Annotated in this window: 22 protein-coding genes and 1 pseudogene; 17 read left to right on the top strand and 6 right to left on the bottom strand. The window is 70.6% G+C overall.

What is annotated here, in order from left to right; genetic code table 11:
• Positions 1-30: 30 nt before the first annotated feature.
• Positions 31-6252, bottom strand: a complete 6222-nt coding sequence (locus tag AB0J64_RS07850) for a hypothetical protein (protein WP_364022353.1) — start codon at positions 6250-6252, stop codon at positions 31-33.
• An 88-nt stretch (positions 6253-6340) separates the two neighbouring features.
• Positions 6341-6967 carry a LysE family translocator gene (locus AB0J64_RS07845; RefSeq protein ID WP_364022350.1) on the bottom strand — a complete coding sequence of 209 codons (627 nt, stop codon included), beginning with the start codon at positions 6965-6967 and terminating at the stop codon, positions 6341-6343.
• A 181-nt stretch (positions 6968-7148) separates the two neighbouring features.
• On the opposite strand from AB0J64_RS07845, the gene AB0J64_RS07840 reads away from it, so the two are divergent.
• The 3 genes from AB0J64_RS07840 to AB0J64_RS07830 are packed head-to-tail and all read left to right on the top strand — an operon-like array spanning position 7149 to position 8472.
• On the top strand, positions 7149-7652 hold the full coding sequence (locus tag AB0J64_RS07840; RefSeq protein WP_364022347.1) for a pyridoxamine 5'-phosphate oxidase family protein: 504 nt from the start codon (positions 7149-7151) through the stop codon (positions 7650-7652).
• A gap of 48 nt (positions 7653-7700) precedes the next feature.
• Positions 7701-8285 carry a helix-turn-helix domain-containing protein gene (locus tag AB0J64_RS07835; RefSeq protein ID WP_364022344.1) on the top strand — a complete coding sequence of 195 codons (585 nt, stop codon included), beginning with the start codon at positions 7701-7703 and terminating at the stop codon, positions 8283-8285.
• A 10-nt stretch (positions 8286-8295) separates the two neighbouring features.
• Positions 8296-8472 carry a hypothetical protein gene (locus AB0J64_RS07830; protein ID WP_364022341.1) on the top strand — a complete coding sequence of 59 codons (177 nt, stop codon included), beginning with the start codon at positions 8296-8298 and terminating at the stop codon, positions 8470-8472.
• Here AB0J64_RS07830 and AB0J64_RS07825 read toward each other — a convergent pair.
• Positions 8466-8861 (bottom strand): ester cyclase, encoded by a 396-nt coding sequence (locus AB0J64_RS07825; protein WP_364022338.1) that lies wholly within the window; start codon positions 8859-8861, stop codon positions 8466-8468. The genes AB0J64_RS07830 and AB0J64_RS07825 overlap by 7 nt on opposite strands.
• An 89-nt stretch (positions 8862-8950) precedes the next feature.
• Between AB0J64_RS07825 and AB0J64_RS07820 the strand changes: the two are divergent.
• A pseudogene (locus tag AB0J64_RS07820) lies at positions 8951-9463 on the top strand (helix-turn-helix domain-containing protein); the annotation flags it as partial.
• 14 nt (positions 9464-9477) lie between these two features.
• On the opposite strand, the gene AB0J64_RS07815 reads toward AB0J64_RS07820, so the two are convergent.
• A complete protein-coding gene (locus AB0J64_RS07815) occupies positions 9478-10131 on the bottom strand; it encodes a TetR/AcrR family transcriptional regulator (RefSeq protein WP_364022335.1) in 654 nt (217 codons plus the stop codon).
• A gap of 95 nt (positions 10132-10226) precedes the next feature.
• Between AB0J64_RS07815 and AB0J64_RS07810 the strand changes: the two genes are divergently transcribed.
• The 9 genes from AB0J64_RS07810 to AB0J64_RS07770 all read left to right on the top strand — a co-directional run bounded on the left by AB0J64_RS07810 (position 10227) and on the right by AB0J64_RS07770 (position 15995).
• Positions 10227-11423: a cytochrome P450 gene (locus tag AB0J64_RS07810; RefSeq protein WP_364022332.1), complete on the top strand. Its 1197-nt coding sequence runs from the start codon at positions 10227-10229 to the stop codon at positions 11421-11423.
• A gap of 188 nt (positions 11424-11611) precedes the next feature.
• Positions 11612-12223, top strand: coding sequence for a hypothetical protein (locus AB0J64_RS07805; protein WP_364022329.1), 612 nt, complete (start codon positions 11612-11614; stop codon positions 12221-12223).
• 114 nt (positions 12224-12337) lie between these two features.
• Positions 12338-12700 (top strand): DUF2089 domain-containing protein, encoded by a 363-nt coding sequence (locus AB0J64_RS07800; protein WP_364022326.1) that lies wholly within the window; start codon positions 12338-12340, stop codon positions 12698-12700.
• Positions 12697-12957, top strand: coding sequence for a hypothetical protein (locus AB0J64_RS07795; protein WP_364022323.1), 261 nt, complete (start codon positions 12697-12699; stop codon positions 12955-12957). The genes AB0J64_RS07800 and AB0J64_RS07795 overlap by 4 nt, the downstream gene beginning before the upstream one ends.
• Before the next feature lie 11 nt (positions 12958-12968).
• A complete protein-coding gene (locus AB0J64_RS07790) occupies positions 12969-13391 on the top strand; it encodes a hypothetical protein (protein WP_364022320.1) in 423 nt (140 codons plus the stop codon).
• Between the two features lie 227 nt (positions 13392-13618).
• Entirely contained in the window at positions 13619-13792 is a 174-nt protein-coding gene (locus AB0J64_RS07785; RefSeq protein WP_364022317.1) for a hypothetical protein, read from the top strand.
• Positions 13789-14559, top strand: a complete 771-nt coding sequence (locus AB0J64_RS07780) for an ATP-binding cassette domain-containing protein (protein WP_364022314.1) — start codon at positions 13789-13791, stop codon at positions 14557-14559. The genes AB0J64_RS07785 and AB0J64_RS07780 overlap by 4 nt, the downstream gene beginning before the upstream one ends.
• A 9-nt stretch (positions 14560-14568) precedes the next feature.
• Positions 14569-15330: an ABC transporter permease gene (locus AB0J64_RS07775; protein WP_364022311.1), complete on the top strand. Its 762-nt coding sequence runs from the start codon at positions 14569-14571 to the stop codon at positions 15328-15330.
• 74 nt (positions 15331-15404) lie between these two features.
• Positions 15405-15995: a DUF1707 domain-containing protein gene (locus AB0J64_RS07770; protein WP_364022308.1), complete on the top strand. Its 591-nt coding sequence runs from the start codon at positions 15405-15407 to the stop codon at positions 15993-15995.
• A 91-nt stretch (positions 15996-16086) separates the two neighbouring features.
• Here AB0J64_RS07770 and AB0J64_RS07765 read toward each other — a convergent pair whose 3' ends face one another.
• Positions 16087-16536 (bottom strand): carboxymuconolactone decarboxylase family protein, encoded by a 450-nt coding sequence (locus tag AB0J64_RS07765; RefSeq protein WP_364022305.1) that lies wholly within the window; start codon positions 16534-16536, stop codon positions 16087-16089.
• An 82-nt stretch (positions 16537-16618) separates the two neighbouring features.
• Here AB0J64_RS07765 and AB0J64_RS07760 point away from each other — a divergent pair, with 82 nt between their 5' ends.
• Together AB0J64_RS07760 and AB0J64_RS07755 are read left to right on the top strand one after the other, a co-directional pair.
• On the top strand, positions 16619-17503 hold the full coding sequence (locus AB0J64_RS07760) for a sigma-70 family RNA polymerase sigma factor (RefSeq protein ID WP_364022302.1): 885 nt from the start codon (positions 16619-16621) through the stop codon (positions 17501-17503).
• A 67-nt stretch (positions 17504-17570) separates the two neighbouring features.
• Entirely contained in the window at positions 17571-18089 is a 519-nt protein-coding gene (locus AB0J64_RS07755) for a GNAT family N-acetyltransferase (protein ID WP_364022299.1), read from the top strand.
• 33 nt (positions 18090-18122) lie between these two features.
• Here AB0J64_RS07755 and AB0J64_RS07750 read toward each other — a convergent pair whose 3' ends face one another.
• Positions 18123-19478 carry a dipeptidase gene (locus tag AB0J64_RS07750; protein ID WP_364022296.1) on the bottom strand — a complete coding sequence of 452 codons (1356 nt, stop codon included), beginning with the start codon at positions 19476-19478 and terminating at the stop codon, positions 18123-18125.
• Between the two features lie 282 nt (positions 19479-19760).
• Here AB0J64_RS07750 and AB0J64_RS07745 point away from each other — a divergent pair, with 282 nt between their 5' ends.
• Positions 19761-21143: an aspartate aminotransferase family protein gene (locus tag AB0J64_RS07745; RefSeq protein ID WP_364022293.1), complete on the top strand. Its 1383-nt coding sequence runs from the start codon at positions 19761-19763 to the stop codon at positions 21141-21143.
• A gap of 62 nt (positions 21144-21205) precedes the next feature.
• Complete coding sequence (gene ald, locus AB0J64_RS07740; protein ID WP_364022290.1) at positions 21206-22315, top strand: alanine dehydrogenase; 1110 nt, start codon at positions 21206-21208, stop codon at positions 22313-22315.
• Positions 22316-22323 lie beyond the last annotated feature (8 nt).

Below are 22323 nucleotides of genomic sequence, written 5' to 3'. Positions count from 1 at the left end.
GAGTGCGCGCAGCTCCTCCTCGGCCGGCGCCTAGAGCGCGCTCAGTTCCTCCTCGACCGCTGCGAGCTCGTCGCTCCTGCCCGCCTTCTCCAGCAGCTTCAGCCTGCCCCGCAGCACGTCGCGGAGCAGGTCCGCGACGCCGTCCTGGGCGAGCAGGTCGCGGAGCAGCCCGGCCGAGACCCGCAGCGCGGCGTCGGCGGCGTCGTCCCTGCCCAGCTCCTGCTGGCAGAAGCCGAGCCTGGCATGTGCCACGGCCCTGGGCAGCGCGTCCCGCGTCACCTGCGTGGCGCGATGGAAGACGAGCCCGGCCTCCAGCCCCCGGTCCGCCTCCATGAGCGCGTCGCCCAGCATGAGCATCGCCCTGGACAGCAGCTCGCGCTGGGCCGGGCTCCCTGACTCCTGGCGCGCCCGGCTCCCGGAGCTGAACCGCCGCTCCACCGGCCCGAACCTCTCCAGCGCCGCGACCGCCTCCCGCAGCGGCTGGATCGCGTCGGCGGCCAGGTTCCGCATCCTGAGCGCGGAGGCCAGCGTGAGGCAGGCGCCCGCGCGGCTGGTGTGCAGGGCCTGCGCGTCCATGCCGGTGGTCAGCAGCTCGTCGTAGATCGCGATGGCCTCTCTGGCCCTGGCCTCGGCCTCCACGCCGCTGTCCAGGCCGAGCAGGGGCAGCAGCTCGGAGCTCTGCGCGAGGGAGTCGGCGAGCACGGCACGGTACGTGAGATCGTCCGGGGACCGCCTGGCCAGCGGGATCAGGTCCTCGACGAGCGCGTTGGCCTCGGTGAGCTCGCCGAGCATCATGTGGCACCTGACCCGTCGCTGGGTGGCCAGCGCGTGCTTGACCGTGCCCGGCTCGTGCCCCGTGGCGGCGATCTCGGCGTACTCGGCGGCCTCCTCCGGCTTGCCCGCCGTCAGAAGGTCGTCGGCGATGATCTCGGCGCACTCCCGCTTCCTCGCCGGGTCGGTGTGGAGCCGCAAGGCCTCCACGAGGTGCGCCAGCGCCTCCTGCTCCCTGCCGAACGCCCGCAGCACCTGCCCGCGCACCTGGATCGCCCGCGCCCGCACGCCGGGCGGCTCCCGGCCCGCCTCCGAGACGCCCGCCGTCGGGACGCCCGCCTCCGAGACTCGGTCCAGCTCGGCGAGCGACCAGGTGACCGCCTCCAGGGCGGCCTGCGGGCGGTCGAGCATGGCCAGGCTCGAGCCGAGCTGCACGTACGTGACCGCGGCGACGGCCGGGTCGTCCAGCTCGTCGCAGAGGTCGGCGGCCCGCTCGGAGTGCGCCAGCGCCTCGACGGGGCGGCCCTGTTCGAGCAGCTTGACAGCGTAGAGGTTGAGGGCCTCGGCCAGTTCCCTGCCCGGTTCGTCGGAGAGGAGGTCGATGGCCTGCTCCAGGACGGCGAGGTCGGCCTGCCCCTGCCGGGCGAGCGCGGCGAGCGCCCTGCCGAGCCGCCCGCGGTAGTCGCCGGAGAAGGCGGCAGGCCCTCGATACACCCGGACGGCCGGCTCAGCGTCCGGCAACCGCATCAGAGCCTGCCCGCACAGGTCGTGCACCTCGGCGCCGCCGCCGCTCAGCGGCACCTCCTGCTCCAGCGCGTCCGCGAACGTCGCCAGCGCGGGTAATAAGTCAGACATGTCGCCCGGGTAGGCGTTGACCTCCTCGACGAGGGTTCTGAGCGCATCCGTCCCCGGCAGCGGCCGGATGTCGAGTATCTGGCGGTACAGGGCCACTCCGGCGGCCGGTCCTTCCTCCTCCACCCGCAACCTGGCCAGCCGGGCGAGGGCCATCAGGTGCAGGTCGACGAGATCGGCGGGCGGGTACGGCAGCATCGCCGTGCCCTCGGCCAGCCTGGAACCGGCCGCGCCGGGGTCGTGCAGCTCGGCCAGGCACAGGCCGCCGAGCTCCAGGCAGATGGCGGTGAGGAGCCGGTTCGCCGCCGGAGGCTCCGAGGACACGACGTCGAGGGCCAGGGTGGCTGACTGGAGCGCGCCCTCGACGTTCTGCCTCGTGAACCGGATGCCGCCCTGCAGCCGCAGGGCCCCGGCCAGGGCACGCGGGGAGGTGAGCCCTTCCGACAGGAGCCCTTCGTAGAGCCCGACCAGCCGGTCTGCCGCCGCCTCCGCCTCGGCGGGGCAGGCGGCCTCGGAGAGCGCGGCGGTCTCCAGGATGAGCAGCTCGGCCAGTTCTGTGCGGAACACGACGCTCGTCCCGGCCCGCGGCTCATAGGACTCGATGGCGGTACGCAGGTGCGGAATGGCCTCCTTGTGCCGCCCGAGGCACACCAGCGCCCGGCCTAGCGCCGCCGCCACCATCCCCACGGCGATCGCGTGCGGCCGCTCCGGACCTGCCGACCGCTGCAGCGGTGTGTCCGGTACGGGATGGCGGCGCAGCAGCTCAGCGGCCTGCCTCGCGAGCACGAGCCCGTCGCCGGCCCGTCCGACGTCCGTCCAGGCCCGGGCGAGCACGGTCTGCGCGGAGATATAGGCGTGGATCTCCGGCGTTCCGCCGCCCTCGGCGGCCTTCGCGCACTCCGCCAGCTGCCGCTCCGCCCCGGCCACGGCCTCCTCCGGCCGCATGGAGACCAGCGCCAGCAGCCACGGCCGCCCACCGGCGTGCTCGGCCTCCGTCTCCAGCCTGGCCGCCCTCGCCCGCACCTCGGCCGCGTGCCGGTCGCTCTTGGCACCCAGCGTGTCGTAGAGCTCGGCCGCCCGTTCCAGCTGCGCCCGGCCGTCCACCGGCCGGCCGAGCTCGTCCAGACAGAAGCCGAGCAGCCGCCTGCCATCGGCCTGCGTCGCGGTGTGCTGCTGGGCCGCCACGGCCATGGCTTCCTGCAACGGCCCCAGCGCCTCCTCGGGCCGGTCGTCGATCAGCAGCAGCTCGCCCAGCCGGAGCAGTTGCCCGGTCAGGGCGTGGCGGTGCTCGTCGGGCTCCAGCGCGACCAGTGCACGCAGGTTGCGTACGGCTTCGGCGGCGGACCGCACGGCGGCGTCCAGGTCTTCGAGCCGGGGATGGAGCCCGGCCAGCAGTCCGGCGGCTTCGGCCAGCATCAACCGCAGGCCGGGCTCCTGGACGGCGAGGCCGCGCAGCCGTACGACGGCCTCCGAGGCGGGGACGACGGCGTCGGCCGGCCTGCCGTGCCCGTCCAGCCAGACGGCAAGGAGGCGGAGCCGGTGGGCCAGGTCCCTGTTGGTCGGGGCCACGTTCCTGACGGCGGCGGTGACGGCGACGGCCAGGCACCCGGCCAGCTCGGGCAGCGCGCCGGCATCCGCCTCCTCGAACGGCATCAACGGCCCAGGACCCGGAACGGCGGCAACCGGCGACTGCTCCACCACCCCGGACCGCGCCATCGACGGCCGATCGGCCGTCCCGGCGCGGGCCGCTGCCGGCTGGCCGGTTGTCCCGAGGCGTGTTCCCGGCGGTTGGCCGGTCGCCGTGGGGCGAGTCCTCAGCGGCCTGCCGGCCGTCCCGGAGCGTCCTGCCGGGCTGGCCGTTTCGGCGTGGACCGCTGACGGGCCGGCCGTTTGAGGGAGTGCCGCTGTCGGGCCGGACGTTTGGGGACGGGCCGCCGTCGGGCCGGCCGCTTCGGAGCCGACCGTCGGAAACCGCCCGCCCGCGCCGAGCTGCGGGTCGCCGAGCTGTGAGGTGCCGAGCTGCGGGGTGCCGAGCTGCAGGGCGGCGAGTTGCGGGGTGGCGAGCGTCGCGAGGGTCGCCGCGAAGCCGGCGTCGCCGCCCGCCGCCTCGAACGCCTCCACGGCCTCGCCCAGGCGCCCGACCCCCAGCAGCGCGCAGGCGACGTTGTGCTGCGCCCGCGCGGCCTCGCCCGCATACGACGGGTCGTCCTCGGCCAGGAGGCGGAACCTGGCCGCCGCCTCCTGTGCCGGCTTGAGCGCCGAACCGGGCTCGCCCGCCAGCAACAGGCACGCCCCCAGGCTGAACAGCGCGTCCGCCCGCCCGGCCGCCTCCTCGTACGGGGGCGCGGCCGCGTAGATCTCCACGGCCTCCGCCGCCGCCACGACCGCCTCGCCCGCCCTCCCCACAGCCGTCAGCCGACCCGACAGCCAGGACAGAGCCCCCGCCAGCGCCAACCGCTCACCGGTCGCCCGGCGATGCCGCACGGCCAGCTCGCCAAGCGTGACGTCCAGCGCCCGTAACCCCAGCCCCGCACCGCGCCGCACCGGCCAGGCGCCCCATCGCGCCGAGGACGCGCCTCCCCCCAGGCCCGATGTCGGCGGCTCAGCGGCCGAGCCGGTCCGGGTCAGCAGGGCGGATGCGGTCGCGGCGAGTGCGCGGTCGGCCGGGAACAGGGTCAGGGCGGCGTTGAGCATGTCGCCGAGCCGGGTGGCAGGGTTCGCCGCGGCTTCCGTGACGAGCTCCCCGAGCCTGGAACCGATCAGCGCACGCAGCGCCGACCTGGCCCCCTCCCCGTGGGCGGACCGCCGCAGAACGTCCAGCAGGCGCACGATGTGCCCGACCGTGCGAGCCTCGTGGTCATGGATGGCGAGAACCAGCGCGTCCAGCCCGTCCGTCTCGGCCAGGAGCTGCTCGGCCACCAGGTCCGGGCCGAGCGGGCCGCTCTGGAAGACCGTGCCCAGCCAGCGGGCCACGTTCATGGTCGTCGCGTGGCCATGCAGCCCGGGGACGGCCGTCAGCAGGCCGGGCAGCTCCGCGGGCGTGGGAGCGGTGAGCGTGAGCACTGCCACGGCCTGCCGCGCCGTGATGTCGTCCACGCGCTCTTCCCCCGTCGGCCACACCCGCGTCCACTGGTCACTCTCCCGCTCCAGGAACCGGCCGAACAGCCCGCCACCTCTCGGCCGCACCGGCTCCGTGCTGTTACGTATGGGAGTGGCCCGTTCGTCCCCGTCGCACAGCCGAAGCAGGGCCGCCAGGTGGACGTGGAGTGGCAGGCCGAACTCCGGGTCGTCGAGCCGGGGCGGGTCGGGCAGGGCGGCCCGGCTGGGGGCGAACGCCTTCATGGCCGCGAGCGCGTGCTCCGTACGTTCCTGCAAGGTGAGCGGGTGGGCGTTGAGCTGGACGGCCGTGGTGTTGAGCCGCCTCAGCCAGCCACCGGCCGCCGTGTCGAGCCGCCGCCACCACTCCGCCTCGCCGGGCTCGCGGGTCAGCAGCAGGAGCCGTACGCGGGGGTTGCGCCCGTGCTTGGCCAGGTGCCGTACCAGCTCGCCCACCAGGGGCGGGGACGGCTCCGCGCCGTCCACCACGAGCAGGGTCGGGCGTGACGCGTTCAGGGTCCGGCTCGCCAGCGGGCCGACGAGCGAGTCCAGGGAAAGGAAGCCCGTGTCCCATCCCGCCGCGGCGAGCTCCACGCAGAGCTCGCTCGCCAGCCTCGTCTTGCCCGTGCCGCTCCGGCCGGTCAGGATCGCGATCGACAGGGCGGCCGGCTCGGCGGCCCAGGCCCGCAGGTGCGCCAGCTCCTCGTCCCTCCCCAGGAACGGCACCATCGCGTGACGTGCCAGCAGCAGGGCCCAGTCCGGGCAGTCCTGGGGCGGTTCGTCGCGGGCGGGCGTCAGGAGGTCGGCGAGCATCGCCGAAGTGGCGTCCTCCGCGACGGTCTCCAGCCGGCCGGGTGCCACGCCTGCCAGCTCGCGGAAGCGTTCGTCGCTCAGGAGCGCGGTCACGGGCACGGCGTCCAGGCGGTTCCGGGCGTGCCCGGCCGCGATCACGCCGATGATCTGCCCGGCGGGCTCGGCGAGCAGCGCGGCGCCCGAGAGCCCCGGCCAGAGCGCGTCGGATCCCGGGCTCAGCACGCTGACCGTCAGAACCTTCGACACCGCACCCGTGGGGGCGTCGACCAGGCCGGACACCGTCTCCACATCCCGGACGCCGGCCCGCCGCTCCAGGCGCGGAAACCCTCGGGCCACGCAGCGCACCCTGAAGGGGGCACCGCGCCCCTCCTCACCGTGCCCGTCGCCCGGCGGGGCTGCGGAGATGCTCACGGGGTCCGTCGGTCTGGCCCAGCGGACGTGTTCGATGCCGGGAACGCCCGCCCATGGCGAGTCGGCCACCCGCAGCAGCACCGCGCCGGCCCCGCCGCGCCCACGCCACACCGGCTCGGCCTCGGTCCACCGCCCCGACCCCGGCGTACGTACCTGACATCGGGTGCCGGGAGCCGCCACCAGCCCGGAGGTCAGCACGAGATCGGCGCCGATCGCATATCCGGAACCGGTCGCGCCGACGAGGTCGCCGTGACCCGAGTAGACCTCGACGACCCGTTCGAGCCCGAGGCGGTGCTGTGGCGTGTCCATGTGGTCCGCCTCGTTAGCTACGTCCCGACGTGCCGTCCCCTCGATCTGATCTCACTATCGCACTATGGCCGGGAAATTTCCCGGCTTGTCATGCCTTCTCGGCTGTGAGCCAGGCCGCCAGCCCGAGGTAGACCAGCCCGCTCCCCACGTCGAGACCCCGGCGCGCGCGGGCCGACCCGCGTACCCGGCCGGCCACCGCCGACGAGAGCATCGCGTACGTGCCGTCGGACGCCATCCCGAGCACCAGCCACAGCACCCCGAGCAGCAGGATCTGCGGCCCGACCGGCCCCGCGTGCGGGTCGGTGAACTGGGGGAGGAAGGCGAGGAAGAAGATCGCGGTCTTGGGATTGAGCACGTTCACCACGAACCCTTCCCAGAACAGCCGCCTCTTCGACTGCACCGGCAGCTCCACCGGTCCCTCGTCCTCGCCCCGTCGCATCAGCTTGCGTACGCCGAGCCAGAGCAGGTACGCCACGCCCACGTACTTCACGATGGTGAACGCCGTGGCCGAGGCCGCCAGCAGCGCGCTGATGCCCAGCGCCGCGGCCGCGATGTGGACCAGCGAGCCCGCGTGCACCCCGAGCACGGAGATCAGGCCGGCGCCGCGGCCCTGGGAGACGCTCCGGGTGACGATGTAGAGGACCGCCGGTCCGGGTACCACGAGCAGTCCGAGGGTGGCCGCGCAGAAGAGAGCAAGTCTTGCGATGTCAGGCATGGGGTCATCGTAGGAACGGCGTCAAAGGCTTTTCCGCAGCGCCGCCAGCACAAGCTGGACAGGAGCGTCCGCCGCGTCTACGACCTGCCGGTGAGATAGCCAGGTGCTTGCTCCAGTGCGGCGATGAGTTTCCGTGCGCCGGGAAGTCCGTACGGGTGAGAACCGTACCTGAGGAGCGACCATGGAACCCATCGCCGAGCTGGACGCACGCTACAGCGTTGAGAACGCGACTCCCACGCCCTGGGCCGAGGCCCGCGACCAGCTCGAACGCGCGGAGACGTACTGGCTGAGCACTGTACGCGCCGACGGCCGCCCGCACGTCACGCCGTTGATAGCCATCTGGCAGGACGACGCGCTCTACTTCGCCACGGGAGCCGAGGAGCAGAAGGCCAAGAATCTCGAGTCCAACCGCGAGTGCGCGCTGACGACGGGCGGCAGCTCGATGAGCGGCGGCCTGGACCTGGTGGTCGAGGGGAGCGCGGAACGCGTCAGGGATCCGGACAAGCTCAAGCGGCTGGGTGACGCCTGGGGGGCCAAGTACGGCCCTGAGTGGCACTTCGACGTCGAAGGTGATGAGTTCGCCAGCTTCGCGCACGGGCATGCTCTGGTGTTCGAGGTGGCGCCGTCGAAGGTGCTGGGCTTCCGCAAGGGCGACTACAGCCAGACGCGCTGGCGCTTCCGTTAATCCGCAAATTTTATTGCGCAAATTTTCTTTCGCTTCTATGGTGGATCCATGGCCACCGAGAAGATCCGCCGCATCAAGGACCTCGACACGCTCAAGGCCCTGGGCCATCCGCTGCGCATGAAGCTCTACCGCGCCCTCTACGTGGCGGGCACGGCGACCGCCTCGCAGCTCGCCGAACAGGTCGACGAGGCCGTCTCTCTGGTCAGCTACCACCTGCGCAAGCTGGCCGCGCACGGCCTCATCGAGGATGCGGAGGCGGGCGGCGACGCCCGGGAGCGCTGGTGGCGGCGCGCGGACGTCGGCGTCAGTACCAGGGACGAGGACTTCCGCGACGCCCCCGAGAGTGCCGCGGTCCACGCCGCGTTGTCCCGCATGCACGCCCGCCAACTGAGCGAGATGTATGAGAGCTACCTCGACACCCAGGCCGCCTGGCCCGGCGACTGGCGCAGCGCGACTTTCAGCTCCGAGTACCTGCTCTCACTGACGGCCGAAGAGCTGCGCCGGCTGGGTGACGAGCTCAACGAGGTCATCACGAAGTGGCGGGTGCACGGGCAGGCGGCTCGCGAGTCCGGTGACACCGAGGGACGCGAGAACGTCGCGGTGCACACGTACGGCTTCCCGTTCCGCACGTAAGGAGAACCCGATGCATCCCGATCTATACCTGTACGTCGAGCGGACGCGAGCCGACGAGCTGCGTGCCGACGCGGACCGGCACCGCCTGGCCTCGCCGCCGTCCGGCTCGGCCGTCCGCACCTTGGAGGAGCGGGTGGGCTGGGCCCTGGTGGAGACGGGCCTCCGGCTGGTGTACCGGCACTACTGATCCAGGCCGAGCTGGTGGCGCATCGCCACCGCGTCCCTGATGGCCCAGTGCTCGACGATCCTGCCGTCCCGTACGCGGATCATGTCGATGCCCCGCACCTCGTACCGGCGGCCGGAGGCCGTGTGGGTGCCGGTGCTGAGGTAGACGTTCGCCGACAGATCGTCGGTCGAGACGTTCTGCTCCACCGTCACGGACATGTCGTGAAAACCTGTCCCCCCGGAAAAGGCCCGCTCCCACTTGTCCCGCCACGCGGCCAGCCCGTGGTGGTCGCCGTCCGCCCCGCCCCGGTGGTCGATCACGTCGGGGTCGATGAGCGCCAGCCCTTCGTCCAACCGCCCGGCCCCGTAGAGCTCGATGATGCGCCGATGTACGTCCCCGGCCGTCGTCATGCCGTTCTCCCGCCGATTAAGTGGGGACTTCCCCGTTTCCTGATGTCGACTAGAGTAGATGGGGAGTCCCCCACTTAGCAAGGAGACAGATGGGACCACGTCCTCGCCGGGCGGACGCGCAGCGCAACTACGACCAGCTGCTGGCCGCGGCCGCGCAGGTCTTCGCCGAACGCGGCACCGACGCGCCGCTCGACGACGTGGCCCGCCGCGCCGGGGTCGGCAACGCCACCATGTACCGGCATTTCCCCACCCGTACGGACCTGCTGGTCGCCGTCTACGCCGACGAGGTCGCCCACCTGTGCACGAGCGGCCAGACCCTGCTGACCACCGGGTCAGCCGACGAGGCGCTCCACGAATGGCTGCGGCTCTTCATGGACCACGTCACCACGAAACGCGACCTGGCCCTGTCGGTCACCGACGACCAGAGCTGCTCCACGCTGGTGGCGGAGTGGCACGCCTCCATGCTCGCCACCGCCTCGACCCTGCTGGACGCGGCCAAGCAGGCGGGCGCCGCCCGCGCCGATCTCGACGTACGCGATCTGCTGACCCTGGTCAAAGGCGTCGCCCTGGCCGCCTCGGACGGCGCACAGGCCGACCGCCTGCTGCGCCTGATCGATTACGGCGCCTCTCCCGGTACGTCCACGCTCCCGGAGCCGAGCACGGCCGGGTCCACTCCACGCACGATGACCTCGACGGCCCGCCGGCCCGCCGCCAGGATCTCCTCAGGAGAGTCGCCGCGCCCCTGAGCGACGAGACCGGCCACGCCTGTGGCACCCCAGAAGCCGCCGACCACCGCGGCCGCCGAGATCAGGTCGAGCTGGTCGGGGTAGGCCTGGTGCAATGCCTCGGCGAAGCGCGGCTGCTGGTCGAACATCAGCGACATCCCCCGCGCCCGCAGGGCCGGCTCGGAGAAGAGCAGCCGGGCGCGCGCCGAGGACAACGCGATGTCCAGCTCGTCGTCGTCGGCGAATCCCTGCACGAGCAGATCGAAGAGCCGGGGCAGCACCTCACCCAGCGGCTCGTCGGGCCTGCGGTCGGTCAGTGCCTCGATGAGCCGCTCGACCCGGTCCTCGGCCTGCAGGAAGAGCACGTCCTCCTTGCTGCCGAAGTACGTGAAGAAGGTCCGGGCCGACACTTCGACCGCGGCGGCGATCTCGTCGACCGTGGTCCGCTCGAATCCCTTCTCGTCGAACAGCCGAATCGCCGCCTCCACCAACGCACGGCGTGTCCGCAGCTTCTTGCGCTCGCGAAGCCCCACTTCAGCAGACATGCCGGGAGCTTAGCACAGACGCTGAAACTCTTCAGGGCTTGAAATTTTTCAGAGTCTGCGGTTTTCTCGATACCGCGTCCACCATGGAGAGAACCATGACCGAGCCTCTGCCGGGCCTGCCGACCGACCGGCCCAACCCCTTCGACCCACCCGCCGAGCTGCGCCCGGTACGTGACCAGGGCCCGCTGCACCGCATGACCTACGCCGACGGCCGCCCCGGCTGGCTCGTCACCGGCTACGCCGAAGCCCGTACGGTGCTGGACGACCCCCGCTTCAGCAACAGCTTCCACTCCGACTTCAGCCCGCCCATCGCCGAGCTGGCGGTGGTGAAGGCCCCGGAAACGGTGCTGCCGCCGGGGTTCTTCCTGGCGCTGGACGACCCCGAGCACGCCCGCTTCCGCAAGCTCCTCACCGGCCAGTTCACCACGCGGCGCATGCAGGCCCTCGAACCGCGCATCATCGAGATCGTCGAGGCGCGACTGGACGAGATGGCCCACACCGGCCCGCCGGTCGACCTCGTGGCGGCCTTCGCGCGGCCCATCCCGTCCATGGTCATCTGCGAGCTGCTCGGGGTGCCGTACGGCGATCGGGACCGGTTCCTGGAGAACGCCGACACCATGGTGGACCTCGAGCGCACCGCCGGGGAGCGGGCCGCCGCCGTCGGGCACGTCATGGGCTACCTCGCCGAACTGGTCGAGCGCAAGCACGCGGAACCGGCCGACGACGTGCTGGGCGGGCTGGTCGCCGGCGGCGAGCTCACCGACGCCGAACTGGCCGGCGTCGGCACGTTCCTGCTGGTCGCCGGGCACGACACCACCGCGAGCATGCTGGGCCTGGGCTCTTTCCTGCTCCTCCAGAACCCCGCACAGGCCGCCCTCCTCCGGGAGGACCCGCGTCTCGCCGACCGGGCGGTCGAGGAACTGCTGCGCTATCTCACGATCGCCCACATCGGCCCCATCCGCGTCGCCACGGACGACGTACCGATGTCCGGCCACACCATCCGCGCGGGCGAGACCGTGACAATCTCCCTGCCGGTCGTCCACCGCGACCCCGACCGCTTCGCCGACCCCGACCGCCTTGACCTCACCCGGCGCGGCGGCGGCCATCTGGCCTTCGGCCACGGCATCCACCAGTGCCTCGGCCAGCAACTGGCCCGCGTCGAGCTGCGGGTCGCGTACCCGGCCCTGCTGCGCCGCTTCCCCGGCCTGCGCCTGACCGTGCCGCCCGAGCAGGTGCCACTGCGAACGCGAGCCACGCTCTACGGCGTCAACCGGCTCCCGGTCACCTGGTGATCGCACTGACCGCCCGACCGGCCGACGCCTGTGCCACAGCGCGCCCGCTCGGGACCGGTCCCGACGCCTCAGGGCGACCATGTGCATCGGCGCGTGCAAGCCGCCACTGAGCAGGCCACCCCGCCATGCACCACGCGCGTCTGTCTTGTTACGCTGAGTGACGGGTGGCAGACGAGGAGTGCAGGCACATGGACAAGTCAGGAACGACTCCCGGCGAGCGGAGGCGCGGCATCCCGTACGGCATCGGCGTCCCGCATCGGCTGGTCGCGGCGGTGGCAGCGGTGGCGGCGGGCGGAATGCTGGTCCTGGCCGGGTGCGCGTCCGGTGGCGGCACCTCGCCGGACGCCTTGACGCGGAGCGGCTCTCCGAGTTCGTCCGCTCCGCCCGCGGCCGCCGACGACGCCCAAGAGGACGCCACCCCGGACACCTCGACGCGGAGCGGGACCCCGGGTTCGTCCGGCCTGCCGGCAGCCGCGGACGGCACCGACCTGTCCGCCTGCGTTGACGGCCGCTGTGAGGTCCGGGTCGGCGCGGCGGCGAGGCTTCCGGTGCCACGCCGCCTTCGGGTCGCATCGGTACGGGTGCAGTCGGTCGGCTTCGACACCGTCACCGTCGTCGGGCGTTATCTCGGATACTCGCAGCGCGGATTCTGCACCGGCGTCAGCTGCAACTCCTCCAGCTCGGACGGCAGGTTCAGGCTCGTCCTGGCCGCCGACAGCACCGCCACCGAGAACGGCCTGAGCATCACGGCAGTGGCCGTCAACGGCGAATCAGCGGTGTTGCGGCTCACCCCGGAATGACCCAGCCGGTCGTCGAGTACGAGCCCGATGGCATGCAAGCTTAAGAAAATTAAGATCAACTTCTTGAAAGTTTAAGATACCCCGGGTATAACTTTAGATATGACAGAACAGACGATGGACTGGCAGGAGCTCACGAACCTGACCCGGGGCCGGCCGTTCGTCGTCGAGCGGGTGCGCCTGGCGGATGCCGGCGTCGCGATCGAGGGTGAGTTCGAGCTGCCGCAACTGGCTCAGCTCAGCGTCGAGGATCAGGTCTTCGTCACGGCGTTCGTGCGGTGCCACGGTTCCATCAAGCAGATGGAACGGATCTTCGGGGTGAGCTACCCGACGATCAAGTCACGACTCAACCGGATCGCGCAGATGCTCGACTTCGTCGAGACCGATCCGGCGCCGCCGCCGGCCGAGGTCATCGATCGGTTGCGCCGCGGCGAGATCACCGCGCAGCAGGCCCTGTCCGAGTTGGAGGGGCACACATGATGCCGCAGCTGGTGACCGTAGGGGTCAAACGCCCGGACCGTCGTCCCATCCGGATCTGGGTTCCCGTACTCCCGTTGGTGCTCGTGCTCTCACCGGTTCTGGTCCTGGCCGTCCTGGGGGGCACCGTGGCCTGCCACGTGTACCGCATCGATGCGGTGCGGGCACTCGGCACCGGCTGGCGCATCGTCTCGGCGTTACCCGGCACCCGGTTCGACGTCGAGTACAGCCGTACGGCTGTGCTCGTAGCCATCCGATAGGAGAGGTTGCGATGAACGAACAGCGTAAGGACGTCCTCGGCATGCTGGCCGAGGGCCAGATCACCGTAGAGGAGGCGGAGCGGCTCATCGCCGCACTCGAACGAGCCGAGCCGCCGGCGGCCAGTCCCGCCGTCCGGCCGAAAGGCAAGGCGAAGTACCTGCGGGTGGTGATGGAGTTCCTCGAGGAGGATGGCGAGTCGGGGCGGCTCAACGTACGGGTGCCGCTGCAACTGCTGCGGGCCGGCGTACAGCTGGCGGCCCTGGTCCCGCCCAAGGCCCTGGATCGGGCCAACGCCGAGCTGAGCAAGTCGGGCGTGCCGATCGACCTGACGCAGATCAAGCCCGAACAGCTTGAGGCGCTCGTGGACCACCTCGACGAGACGATCGTGGAGATGGAGATGGCCGATGGCCACTTGCGGGTCTTCTGCGAGTAGGCGCCGTCCGGTTGGACGGGCCCTCGGGAGGGTGCTGGAACACCCCCTCCGAGGCCGCGCCCGCTACAGCAGAGCACGGTTGAACTGCCAATCTGAACTTTAGCCGCTCATCGGCGCGGCCAGGCCGACCTCCCCACCGGCAGCGGCGAGGTCCACGCCCGCGCCCGCAGGTCCCCAAGAACTCCGGCAGATGCCCCCGGATCGGCGAGGCCACCGGCGACCTGCGGATGAACTCGACCGGCGGCGACATCGCCGTCGACCACGCGCACAGTGCGCTCACCGCGGAAGACCGCGCCATCGATCGCGTCATCAATCGCGCCGTCGATCCCGTCATCAATGACGCCTTCGATCGCGTCTCTGGCGACAAGCCGCGACCAAACAGAGAACGGATATCTGAATGACAGCCAACAAGGTCCAAGGACCTGTGATCCACGTACAAGGCCTGGAGAAGTCGTACAAGGAGCTGCAGGTGCTGCGCGGCGTGGACTTCGACGTGGCGCGGGGCAGCATTTTCGCCCTCCTCGGCTCCAACGGAGCGGGCAAGACCACGGCCGTGAAGATCCTGTCCACGCTGCTCAAGGCCGACGCGGGCACGGCCAGCGTCAACGGCTTCGACGTCGCCACGCAACCGGCGGACGTACGCGAGTCCATCAGCCTCACCGGACAGTTCGCCGCCGTGGACGAGATCCTCAGCGGGCGGGAGAACCTCGTGCTGGTCGCCCGCCTACGACACCTCAAGGATCCCGGCAGGATCGCCGATGACCTGCTGAGGCGTTTCTCGCTGACCGACGCGGGCGCGCGGAAGGTGTCGACGTACTCGGGTGGCATGCGCCGCCGCCTCGACATCGCCATGAGCCTCATCGGCAACCCGCCGGTCATCTTCCTCGACGAGCCGACCACCGGGCTCGACCCCCAGGCGCGCATCGAGGTGTGGCAGGCCGTCAAGGAACTCGCCGCACAGGGCACGACGGTGCTGCTCACCACGCAGTATCTGGACGAGGCCGAACACCTCGCCGACCGGATCGCGATCCTCCACGAGGGCCGGATCATCGTCAACGGCACCCTGGCCGAGCTCAAGCAGCTGCTCCCGCCCGCCAAGGTCGAATACGTCGAGAAGCAGCCGACCCTCGAGGACGTCTTCCTCACCCTCGTCGGCACGAAGGCATAAGGAACAACGATGACCAAGCATTTCTTCGGCGACACCGCCGCCCTGTTAGGACGGTCCCTGCGCCACATCACCCGCAGCGCGGACACCATCATCACGACCACGATCATGCCGATCGCCATGATGCTGATGTTCGTCTACGTGTTCGGCGGCGCGATCAAGACAGAGTCGGATTCGTATGTGAACTATCTGCTGCCCGGCATCCTGCTCATCACCATCGCCTCAGGCATCTCCTACACCGCATTCCGCCTCTTCCTGGACATGAAGAGCGGCATCTTCGAACGCTTCCAGTCCATGCCGATCGCACGCTCGTCGGTGCTGTGGGCGCACGTGCTGACCTCGCTGGTCGCCAACCTGATCTCGCTCGTGGTCGTGGTGCTCGTCGCCCTGCTCATGGGCTTCCGCTCCGGGGCGGGAGTGCCGGCATGGCTGGCGGTCGCCGGCGTCCTGGTCCTGTTCACCCTGGCGTTGACGTGGCTCGCCGTCATCCCGGGTCTGTCCGCGAAGTCCGTGGAAGGCGCGAGCGCGTTCTCCTACCCGCTCATCTTCCTGCCGTTCCTCAGCTCGGCCTTCGTGCCCACCGCCACCATGCCCGGCCCGGTGCGCTTCTTCGCCGAGCACCAGCCGGTGACCTCCATCGTCAACGCCATCCGCGCCCTGTTCACCCAGCAGCCGGTCGGCACCGACATCTGGATCGCCCTGGCCTGGTGTGTCGGCATCCTCATCGTCACGTACATCTTCGCCATGGCCACTTACCGCCGCAGAATTGCCTAAGTGGCTGTCTCCTTGGACCGATCAGTCAGCAATTTCGGTGGCCCGGTGCCACCCCCTCGCCATGAGGAGGCCGGATGTCGGCAGATCCGCCCAGCTCACCCGCGCTGCGCGCGTCCGATGCGGACCGCGACCGGACCATCGAACTGCTGCGCGCCGGCGTCGCCGACGGCCGGCTCGACCCCGTCGAGTTCGACGAGCGGCTGGACAAGGCGCTGGCCGCCCGCACCGTCGACGCGCTGGCCCCGCTCACCAGCGATCTGATCGCGGCGCCAGGCAGCGACGGCGCGCTCATGCTGCCGGACGAGCCGGCCGCCGAACTGCTCACCATCAAGGAGCGGCACGGCTCGGTGCGCCGTGACGGCCGGTGGACACTGCCGCACCGGCTGGCGCTGCGGACCGCGTGGTGCGACGTGGTGCTGGACCTGACCAGCGCGGCGCGCAGCGCACCCGAGCTGGTCATCGAGCTGCGGGTGAACGGCGGCAACGTGGAGTTGATCCTCGCGCCGGGCATGGTGGTGAACGCCAACGAGCTGTCGGTACGGCACAGCACGGTGGAGATCACCAGGGACGCGGGCGACAGCACGCCGGAGACGCTGCACGTCCGCTTGGCGGGCCGAATCCGGCACGGCCGGCTCGGCACCCAGTGGCAGGCGCCGCGCCGGTGACGCGGCAGGGCCCGGATACCGCGGTATCCGGGCCCTGACATATCGCGTGGTGCGGGCGTGCGGCCTCCGAGCGGATGACGCCCCGCCCGGCTCACCAGGTCATGCCGGCCTGTGCGCGGATCGTGTGGTTGATTCGGTTGAAGAAGTTGGTCATCGCGATGCTCAGGATGATCGCGGACAGCTGCTTCTCGTCGAAGTGAGCGGCGGCGGCCTCCCAGATCTCGTCGGTCACGCCCGGCGCGCCGTCCTGGATGCGGGTGGCGGCCTCGGCCAGCGCGAGCGCCGCTCGCTCCTTCTCGGTGAAGAAGGGCGTCTCGCGCCAGGCGACCACGCTGTGCAGCCGCTCGTCGGTCTCCCCGCTCTTCTTGGCCGACGCGACCCCGGCGAACACGCACGGGCTACAGCCGTTGATCTGGCTGGCCCGGAGGTGGACCAGCTCGAGCGCGAGAGGGTCGACGCCGGCGGCGTGAATCGTCTTGTTGAGCAGCTGGATCGCGGTCATCACGTCGGGATTCGCCGAGCTGTTCATACGTGCTTTCATCGGTCTGCTCCTTCATCGGTTACCTGCGCCCGTCCGGGCCCGTCATCACCCATGACGGAGCAGATCCGAGGAAGGTAACAACATGTCCCACACCAGCCCGACCGACCCGGTGGCCGAGGCGTTCGAGGCTCAGCGCGACCGGCTGAGGGCGGTCGCCTACCGCATGCTCGGGTCGCACGCCGACGCCGAGGACGTGGTCCAGGAGGCCTGGCTGCGGCTCTCCCGCCAGGACGCGGCGACGATCGACAACCTGGCAGGCTGGCTGACCACGGTGGTCGGCCGGATCAGCCTGGATGTCCTGCGCTCGCGCCAGAACCGTCCTGAGGCGCCCTACGACGACCGGCTGTCCGAGCTCGTGGTGACCGTCGACGACGGTCCCGCGCCGGAGGAGCAGGTGGCGCTGGCCGACTCGGTCGGGCTCGCGCTGCTCGTCGTCCTGGAGTCGCTCCGGCCGGGGGAGCGGCTGGCGTTCGTGCTGCATGACCTGTTCGCGGTGCCGTTCGACGAGATCGGCCACATCCTCGGCAAGTCCGCTGATGCCGCCAAGATGCTCGCCAGCCGCGCCCGCAGGAAGGTGCAGGCGACCGAGCGGCCGACGGCCGCCGGACGGGGGCAGCGCGAGGTGGTCCAGGCTTTCCTGGCGGCGGCTCGCCGCGGCGACTTCGAGGGGTTGCTGCGCGTGCTCGACCCGGAGGTGAGGCTGACCGTCGACACCCCCGACGGTGCGCTTGTCATCCTCGGCGCCACCAAGGTCGCCACCGGCGCATCCGCGCGAGTCGCCGCCGGTGCGGCCGCGCGCGGGCGAGCGGTGCTCGTCAACGGCCTGCCCGGGTTCGTCTCCTGGCGCGAGGACGGAACTCCGCTCTCGGTCATGGCGTTCACCGTCGTCGACGGCCGGATCGTCGCCATCAGGACCGTGATTGACCCGGCCAGGCTCGCCTCGATGGGCCTCCCGGAGCCGGGGTGAGTCCATGCGCCGAGTTCTGGTGAAAATGATTTGTCGGGAGAGCGGCGCGCGGTTAACTTCGCCGTCTATGACCCCGACTCTGCGCACCGAGCGTCTGCTGCTGGAGCCGTACGTCCCCGAGGACGAGGAAGACTTCGTCGCCCTGTTCCAGGACCGGCGGGTTTCGCAGTGGATGGGCGATGGCCCTGCTACCGAGGCGGAGGACCGTGCGCTGTTCGGACGGGTCTTCACGAAGGTCTATGCCCAGGAGCTGTTCGACGTCTGGGCCGTTCGCCGGAACGGTCTCTTGATCGGACACGCTGAGATCAAGCCGACCGACGTGGTCCAGGGCTACGAGATCATCTACGCGCTGGCCCCTGACGCGTGGGGATCGGGGCTGGGGAGAGAGCTGGCCGAGGCGATCGTCGCCTATGGCTTCGACACCCTGGGACTGACCGAGGTGCACGCCACCGTGGCGGCGCCCAACAGTGCCTCGCTGGCTGTGTTGAACAGGATCGGCTTCGAGCACGTCCGGGACGTGGCCGAAGAAGACGGCAGCACCACTCACGTGCTGAGGCGCCGTCGGGCCGCGCAGCCCACCCGGTAACAAGGCAACGGGTGGGCCCGTGCGACCTACTGCCTACACTCCCAGCGCCGAGGGGAGGCTGAGCTCGTGGAGGAACAGGGCCTCGGTCGTCGCCACGCGCTGGAGCTCCTCCAGGTCCACCCGCTCGTTCGGCGCGTGAATGGCGGCGTCCTCGTCCTCCGCCCCGAACAGCAGGATCTCCGCCGCAGGGAACTGCTTCAGCAGCGTGTTCACCAGCGGGATGGAGCCCCCCGCGCCTACGTCGCGCGGCCGGCGGCCGAAGGACCACTCCATGGCGCGGTTCAGCGCCGCCCGGGCCTTGCCGCCCGAGTCCGCCTGGAAGCCGGAGCCCACCGTGAAGTCCTCGAACGACACCTGGACGCCCCACGGCGCCACCTGGCGCAGGAACTCCACCACCGCGTTGACCGTGGTCTTCGGGTCTCCCGCCGGGGGGACGCGGACGGTCACGCGCGCCCGGGCGGCGGGCTGGACCGCGTTCACCGCGCCCGAGACCGTCGGCACGTCCAGGCCCGTCACGGTGATCGCGTACGACGACCAGAGCCGGTCCGCCAGTGAGCCCGAGCCCACCAGGGAGACCCCCTCCAGGACGCCGGCCGTCGTCCTGAACTCGTCCTCCGACGGCCCCTGGCCCAGGAACGCCCCGCGCGGCAGGCCGGGCACGCGGATGTCGCCGTTGTCGTCGTGCAGCGAGGTCAGCATGCGCATCAGAGCGGCCAGCGCGTCGGGGGCGGCGCCGCCGAACGAGCCGCTGTGCACCGCTTCCTTCAGCGTGCGGACCTCGATGGTGAACGCCGCCATGCCGCGCAGCGAGGTCGTGACCGCCGGGTCGCCGACGCGCGGGTTGCCGCAGTCGGCGACCACGATGGCGTCGGCGCGCAGCAGGTCGGGGTTGCGCTCGACGAACGCCTCAAGGCGCTCGCCCGCGTACTCCTCCTGGCCCTCGATGATGACCTTGATGCCCACCGGGAAGCGGCCCTGGAAGGCGCGCAGGGCGGTGACGTGGGAGATGACGCCCGACTTGTCATCCGCGCAGCCGCGCCCGTACAGGCGGCCGTCGATCAGGGTCGGCTCGAACGGCGGGGTCCGCCACGCGGCCAGGTCGCCCGCCGGCTGCACGTCATAGTGCGCGTACAGCAGGACGGTGGGAGCGCCGGGAGGCGCGGGGGCCTCCCCGTAGACGGCCGGGAAGCTGCCGTCGACGGGCACCTGCTGGACGCGCGGCAGTCCCGCGGAGCGCAGCAGCTCCTCCGTCAGCGCGGCGGCGGCGAACACCGGCTCCTCCGGGTGCCCGGGGAAGGCCACGGAAGGTATGGCTGCCAGCCGCTTGAGGTCCTCGACGGACTGGGGCATCGCGGCGGCGACAGCGCTCTTGATCTGCTCAGGAGTCACGGAAGGTCCCCCGGGGGTCATTCATCGTCAGTGGTGGTCAACATCAACAGGTCTCGGCCGGTTGCGGGCTGGTCTAGACGCGTTGCTCTCATTGGATCACAGAACGTCCCGAGTGCGGCAACGGGCCTGACCCGCGCGCCAATGTACATGCGGATTTCGTCGCTGTTACAAACCGGTTCTGCGGATCTCGATTTTCTTGCATAGTGCTGCGACCGATTCGCTTGGCAAATCCGCAGGTGAACATGCACACTGTGGGGAGTTCAGACACAAGGGAAGATAACCATGACGCAGCCGGAAAACGACGTCCTGAAGGCCGCGCAGGACAACCTGTGGTTGCACTTCACCAGGCACAGCGCCTACCAGCAGTCCGAGATCCCGACCATCGTGCGCGGTGAGGGATCGTACGTCTACGACATTCACGGCAAGCGCTACCTCGACGGTCTGGCCGGGCTCTTCGTGGTCCAGGTCGGCCATGGACGCCAGGAGCTGGCCGAGGCCGCCGCCAAGCAGGCCCAGGAGCTGGCGTTCTTCCCTCTGTGGTCGTACGCCCACCCCAAGGCCGCCGAGCTGGCCCAGCGCCTCGCCTCCTACACTCCCGGCGAACTGAACCGCGTCTTCTTCACCACCGGCGGCGGCGAGGCGGTCGAGACCGCCTGGAAGCTCGCCAAGCAGTACTACAAGCTCATCGGCAAGCCGCTCAAGCACAAGGTCATCAGCCGCCAGATCGCCTACCACGGCACCCCGCAGGGCGCGCTGTCGATCACCGGTATCCCCGCGTTCAAGCAGATGTTCGAGCCGTTGGTGCCCGGCTCGGTCAGGGTCCCCAACACCAACCACTACCGCGCCGACGAGATCACCGGCGTCAAGGGCATGACCCCCGAGGAGTACGGCTTCTGGGCGGCCGAGCGCGTGGCCCGCGCCATCGAGATGGAGGGCCCCGACACGGTGGCCGCCGTCTTCGCCGAGCCCGTGCAGAACGCCGGCGGCTGCTTCCCGCCCCCTCCCGGCTACTTCCAGCGCCTGCGCGAGATCTGCGACGAGTACGACGTGCTGCTCGTCTCCGACGAGGTCATCTGCGCCTTCGGCCGGCTGGGCACGATGTTCGGCGGCCAGAAGTTCGACTACGTGCCTGACATCATCACCTGCGCCAAGGGCCTGACCAGCGGTTATTCGCCCATCGGCGCCATGATCGCGCATGAGCGGCTGTTCGAGCCTTTCAAGAACGGCGACACGATGTTCGCCCACGGATACACCTTCGGCGGCCACCCTGTCTCTTCGGCCGTTGCACTGGCCAACCTTGATATCTTCGAACGTGAGGACCTGCTCGGTCACGTCACCAGGAACGAGCCGCTGTTCAAGCAGACCCTCGACGGCCTGCGCGATCTGCCCATCGTCGGTGACGTGCGCGGCTCCGGCTACTTCTGGGGCATCGAGCTGGTCAAGGACAAGGCCACCAAGGAGACGTTCAGCGCCGAGGAGTCCGAGCGGCTCCTGCGTGGCTTCCTGTCCAAGGCGCTGTTCGACGCGGGCCTCTACTGCCGCGCCGACGACCGCGGAGATCCCGTCATCCAGCTCTCGCCCCCGCTGATCGCGGGTCCGGAGGAGTTCGCCGAGATCGGGTCGATTCTCCGTGACGTGCTCACCCGAGCATGGGCACGCCTGTAAGCCGCGCGTGTAACACCGTAATCCCGGTACGACGGTGTGCCGGTTCGCGAAAGGATCAAACCATGAAGATCGGCGTTCCTGCCGAGGTCAAGAACCACGAATATCGCGTCGCCGCCACCCCTGCCGGAGTTCACGAGCTGGTGCGCAACGGTCACGACGTCCTCGTCCAGCGGGGCGCGGGGCTGGGCTCGTCCATCACGGACGAGGAGTACCTCTCGGCGGGCGCGAAGCTCCTCGACAGCGCCGACGCCGTGTGGGGCGAGGCGGACATGGTGCTCAAGGTCAAGGAGCCGATCGCCGAGGAGTACCACCGGCTGCGTGAAGGGCTGGTGCTCTTCACGTACCTGCACCTGGCCGCCTCCCGCTCCTGCACCGACGCGCTGCTGGCCGGGAAGACGACCGGCATCGCGTACGAGACCGTCCAGGTCGGCAACGCCCTGCCGCTGCTCGCCCCGATGTCCGAGGTCGCGGGCCGGCTCGCGCCGCAGGTGGGCGCGTACAACATGATGCGCTTCAACGGCGGCCGCGGTGTCCTGCCGGGCGGCGTGCCCGGCGTGGCCCCGGCGAAGGTGGTCGTCATCGGCGGCGGCGTCTCCGGCCTCAACGCCGCGCAGATCGCCGTCGGCATGGGCGCCGACGTGACCGTGCTCGACACCAACATCGACCGCCTGCGCCACATCGACGCCATCTACCAGGGCCGGCTCAAGACGCTGGTCTCCACGTCGTACGCGATCGAGCAGGAGGTCCTGCAGGCCGACCTGGTCATCGGCGCGGTGCTGATCCCGGGCGCCAAGGCCCCGACGCTGGTCTCCAACGACCTGGTCGCGCGCATGAAGCCGGGCTCCGTGCTCGTCGACATCGCCATCGACCAGGGCGGCTGCTTCGAGGACTCGCGGCCGACCACGCACGCCGAGCCGACGTACACGGTGCACGAGTCGGTGTTCTACTGCGTGGCCAACATGCCGGGGTCCGTGGCCAACACCTCCACGTACGCCCTGACGAACGCGACGCTCCCGTACGCGGTCAAGCTGGCCAACCTGGGCTGGCGCGACGCGCTCAAGGCCGACGCGGGCCTCGCGGGCGGGCTCAACACCTATGACGGCAAGCTGACCAACCAGCCGGTGGCCGACGCGCTCGGCCTGCCCTTCACACCGGTGGCTGAGCTGGTCTAGCGGATGGT

Source organism: Nonomuraea sp. NPDC049695 (assembly GCF_040674955.1).
Classification (GTDB): domain Bacteria; phylum Actinomycetota; class Actinomycetes; order Streptosporangiales; family Streptosporangiaceae; genus Nonomuraea; species Nonomuraea helvata.
Note: the sequence above shows the minus strand (reverse complement) of the source record. Positions and strands in the feature narration are given on the sequence as shown.

Bases quoted from the DNA above. Each gene is read 5' to 3' on its own strand.
- AB0J64_RS07745 (WP_364022293.1), top strand. From the start codon at position 19,761: ATGACGCAGCCGGAAAACGACGTCCTGAAGGCCGCGCAGGACAACCTG.
- AB0J64_RS07765 (WP_364022305.1), bottom strand. From the start codon at position 16,536: ATGAAAGCACGTATGAACAGCTCGGCGAATCCCGACGTGATGACCGCG.
- AB0J64_RS07780 (WP_364022314.1), top strand. From the start codon at position 13,789: ATGACAGCCAACAAGGTCCAAGGACCTGTGATCCACGTACAAGGCCTG.
- AB0J64_RS07840 (WP_364022347.1), top strand. From the start codon at position 7,149: ATGGAACCCATCGCCGAGCTGGACGCACGCTACAGCGTTGAGAACGCG.
- AB0J64_RS07830 (WP_364022341.1), top strand. From the start codon at position 8,296: ATGCATCCCGATCTATACCTGTACGTCGAGCGGACGCGAGCCGACGAG.
- AB0J64_RS07850 (WP_364022353.1), bottom strand. From the start codon at position 6,252: ATGGACACGCCACAGCACCGCCTCGGGCTCGAACGGGTCGTCGAGGTC.
- AB0J64_RS07795 (WP_364022323.1), top strand. From the start codon at position 12,697: ATGATGCCGCAGCTGGTGACCGTAGGGGTCAAACGCCCGGACCGTCGT.
- AB0J64_RS07845 (WP_364022350.1), bottom strand. From the start codon at position 6,967: ATGCCTGACATCGCAAGACTTGCTCTCTTCTGCGCGGCCACCCTCGGA.
- AB0J64_RS07755 (WP_364022299.1), top strand. From the start codon at position 17,571: ATGACCCCGACTCTGCGCACCGAGCGTCTGCTGCTGGAGCCGTACGTC.
- ald (WP_364022290.1), top strand. From the start codon at position 21,206: ATGAAGATCGGCGTTCCTGCCGAGGTCAAGAACCACGAATATCGCGTC.
- AB0J64_RS07835 (WP_364022344.1), top strand. From the start codon at position 7,701: ATGGCCACCGAGAAGATCCGCCGCATCAAGGACCTCGACACGCTCAAG.
- AB0J64_RS07800 (WP_364022326.1), top strand. From the start codon at position 12,338: ATGGACTGGCAGGAGCTCACGAACCTGACCCGGGGCCGGCCGTTCGTC.
- AB0J64_RS07810 (WP_364022332.1), top strand. From the start codon at position 10,227: ATGACCGAGCCTCTGCCGGGCCTGCCGACCGACCGGCCCAACCCCTTC.
- AB0J64_RS07760 (WP_364022302.1), top strand. From the start codon at position 16,619: ATGTCCCACACCAGCCCGACCGACCCGGTGGCCGAGGCGTTCGAGGCT.
- AB0J64_RS07825 (WP_364022338.1), bottom strand. From the start codon at position 8,861: ATGACGACGGCCGGGGACGTACATCGGCGCATCATCGAGCTCTACGGG.
- AB0J64_RS07785 (WP_364022317.1), top strand. From the start codon at position 13,619: ATGAACTCGACCGGCGGCGACATCGCCGTCGACCACGCGCACAGTGCG.
- AB0J64_RS07770 (WP_364022308.1), top strand. From the start codon at position 15,405: ATGTCGGCAGATCCGCCCAGCTCACCCGCGCTGCGCGCGTCCGATGCG.
- AB0J64_RS07805 (WP_364022329.1), top strand. From the start codon at position 11,612: ATGGACAAGTCAGGAACGACTCCCGGCGAGCGGAGGCGCGGCATCCCG.
- AB0J64_RS07775 (WP_364022311.1), top strand. From the start codon at position 14,569: ATGACCAAGCATTTCTTCGGCGACACCGCCGCCCTGTTAGGACGGTCC.
- AB0J64_RS07790 (WP_364022320.1), top strand. From the start codon at position 12,969: ATGAACGAACAGCGTAAGGACGTCCTCGGCATGCTGGCCGAGGGCCAG.
- AB0J64_RS07815 (WP_364022335.1), bottom strand. From the start codon at position 10,131: ATGTCTGCTGAAGTGGGGCTTCGCGAGCGCAAGAAGCTGCGGACACGC.